At 62.9% G+C, this 2,544-nt stretch carries 4 protein-coding genes; 2 read left to right on the top strand and 2 right to left on the bottom strand.

Translation table 11 applies throughout. The features are described 5' to 3' along the window. Together ENZ75_RS28245 and ENZ75_RS28240 are read left to right on the top strand one after the other, a co-directional pair. Positions 1–299, top strand: a 299-nt coding sequence (locus ENZ75_RS28245; RefSeq protein ID WP_164888057.1) for an Lrp/AsnC family transcriptional regulator, incomplete at its 5' end; no start/stop codon positions are given. 253 nt (positions 300–552) lie between these two features. Then, positions 553–1,347 carry a glycosyltransferase family 2 protein gene (locus tag ENZ75_RS28240; RefSeq protein WP_063168809.1) on the top strand — a complete coding sequence of 265 codons (795 nt, stop codon included), beginning with the start codon at positions 553–555 and terminating at the stop codon, positions 1,345–1,347. 4 nt (positions 1,348–1,351) lie between these two features. Here ENZ75_RS28240 and ENZ75_RS28235 read toward each other — a convergent pair whose 3' ends face one another. Together ENZ75_RS28235 and ENZ75_RS28230 are read right to left on the bottom strand one after the other, a co-directional pair. Further along, the gene (locus tag ENZ75_RS28235) at positions 1,352–2,011 is read right to left on the bottom strand and encodes an HAD-IIIA family hydrolase (protein ID WP_063168810.1); all 660 of its coding nucleotides are present in this window, start codon (positions 2,009–2,011) and stop codon (positions 1,352–1,354) included. Next, a partial coding sequence (locus ENZ75_RS28230; protein ID WP_128278485.1) for an SIS domain-containing protein occupies positions 2,004–2,544 on the bottom strand: 541 nt, incomplete at its 5' end. The genes ENZ75_RS28235 and ENZ75_RS28230, both read right to left, overlap by 8 nt.

Below are 2,544 nucleotides of genomic sequence, written 5' to 3'. Positions count from 1 at the left end.
ACGCACCAGCGCTCGGCCTTGATGTCGTTGCCTTCTGCCTCGTCGGCCTGCATCATCAAGCCGATGCCGAGCTGCGCATCTTTGCCGAGCGCACCCGCGGCTGGCCGATCGTACGCGACGCCTGGATGGTGTCGGGCGAATCCGATTTCCTCCTGCATTGCGTGGCGAGCGACCTCGGCGCCTTCCAGAGCTTCGTCATCGAGGAACTGACCTCGACCCCGAATGTCGACACGGTGCGCACAGCGCTCACCATCCGCCGGGTCAAGGACGAAGGCTTGGTCTCGTTCGCACAGCCTTGAGCCGGTTGAACCGCAACCGGCTTTCGCCGATGCGGCCTGAGCGCCTCGCCATATCAGCGCCGCTTTGGCGTTCGATAGGCTCTCCTGTGGAGCCGGATGTACTGCCGTAGCCACCTTGCTGGTTTCCTAGAGCAATTCCAGAAAAAGTGTGTAACGGTTTTCCTGGGAAAAGCGCATAGCGCTTTCGGGATTGCATAATACAGGTGGCGCAGGGCAGCCCAATTCCGAGAACAGTGTGCCGTGGGGTGGGACGATGACTCGATTTTCTAGCCCGGTTTCGGCGCTGGTCATCTGTATGAACGAGGCCGACATGATCGGCGAATGCCTGGAAAGCGTCGACTTCTGCGCCGAGATCATCGTCGTCGATTCAGGCTCGACGGACAGCACTCTGGACGTCGTCAATGCGTTCATCGCCAAGGGCTACCCGATAAGGCTGTTTCACAATGATTGGCCGGGCTTTCCTCGTCAGCGGCAATTCGCGCTCGATCAGGCCACCCAACCGTGGTGCCTTTCGATTGAAGCCGACGAGGCCATCGATGACGTTCTCAGGCAGTCGATCACGAATGTGACGCAGCTTGGGAACGATGCTTTCGACGGATGGTACATCAGGCGCCGCGACAAGCTGAAGGGTTATGGCTATGCGCACCGCTGGGTGCTTCACAACAGGCTGCTGCGTCTTTTCCGGCGCGACAAGGCGACCATGGACCTCAATCTGCGGGTCCATGAGTCGTTCGAGGTGCCGGGCGAAACCGGCACCATAGAAAATGGCGTGCTGCTGCATCGCCGCGAAATGACTATTGCCGAGGATCTGGCGAGAGCCAACACCTACTCCAGCCTCAAGGTCGCCACGCTGGTCGAACGAGCCAAGAAGCCTGGCCTGATAAGACTGGTGCTGTCGCCGCTTGGCAACTTCCTGAAGTTTTACCTGGCCAAGCGCTACTTCCTGTGCGGCCGGCACGGGTTCGTCTATTCGATGCTGGTGATGGTGTATTCGTTCGCCACCGAGGCCAAGCTCTATGAAGCCTGGCGGGACAACGATCGGGTATAAACCGTTAGGGCGCGCCCGAGGCGGCCCCAAGTGCAGCTATTGCGGCGAGCAGGCCGTCGAAGTCCGCGCGGTCGCACCAAGGCCGAATTGTGAAGCCCCGTCGGACAGCCGCTTGCCCGTCCACCAGCCAGCCCTGCGAGAGGCCGGCGCGTTGTCCCGCCTCCATGTCGGCCTCCTTGTCGCCGACGATCAGCGAACGCCGCAGATCGAGCCCGAGGCGACTGGCCGCCTCCAGCAGCATGCCCGGATTGGGCTTGCGCATCGGATGATCTGCGGCCGCGAGCGGGCCGGAGCCCGCCTCGTGATAGGCGCAGGCAAGGACCATGTCGACGAACGCATTGTCGGCGCGTAGCAGTTCGAGCACGCGGCCATTGACGGCGGCGAAATCGCTCCAGCCGAAATAGCCGCGCGCGATGCCGGACTGGTTGGTGACGACGATGACGGGAATGCCGGCCCCGTTGGCGGCGGCTATCACCGCGGCTATATCCGCGCGCAGCACCATTTCGCCAGGATCATCCGGATAGCCCGTATCGATATTGATGGTGCCGTCGCGGTCGAGGAACAGCGCCGGAGAGCCGGCGGCGAACACCTTTGAGCCGACCTGCTCGACCCACAGGCCCGGCTCAGCCAGCGGATAGCGGCCAGAGGTCGTGGGATCAGCCATTGCTGAGGCGCGCTTCGACCACCTCGCACAGATGATGATAAAGGCACAGATGCCCCTGCTGGATGATCGGCGTCGAGGTCGACGGAACGTTGAGCAGGATATCGGACAGAGGTTTCAGCTTGCCGCCGGTATCGCCGGTCATGCCGATCACCGTCATGTCCATCCTCCGTGCCTGTTCGGCGGCGGCGAGGATGCTCGGCGAATTGCCGCTGGTCGAGATTGCCAGAAGCACGCCGCCGGCCGCGCCATGCGCCTCGACCTGGCGCGAAAACACCGTGTCGAAGCCATAGTCGTTGCCCCAGGCGGTCAGCACCGCCGCATTGGCCGGCAGCGCGATGACATTGTAGGCCTTGCGCTCCTTGAGAAAGCGGCCGACCAGTTCGCCGGCAATGTGGATGGCGTCGCTGGCCGAGCCGCCATTGCCGGCGATGAGCAAGGCCTTCCCCGACGAAAGCGCCGTCACCACCGCGCTCGCCGCCCGCTCCATCTCACCGGTCAGGTCCCGTTCGACCATGGCTGATATGGCAGCCGCC

The organism is Mesorhizobium sp. M7A.F.Ca.CA.002.04.1.1 (assembly GCF_004022805.1).
Taxonomy (GTDB): domain Bacteria; phylum Pseudomonadota; class Alphaproteobacteria; order Rhizobiales; family Rhizobiaceae; genus Mesorhizobium; species Mesorhizobium ciceri.
This window is presented reverse-complemented; position numbering and strand designations above follow the sequence as displayed.

Excerpts from the sequence above, each read along its gene's own strand:
- ENZ75_RS28240 (WP_063168809.1), top strand. The coding sequence starts at position 553 with ATGACTCGATTTTCTAGCCCGGTTTCGGCGCTGGTCATCTGTATGAAC.
- ENZ75_RS28235 (WP_063168810.1), bottom strand. The coding sequence starts at position 2,011 with ATGGCTGATCCCACGACCTCTGGCCGCTATCCGCTGGCTGAGCCGGGC.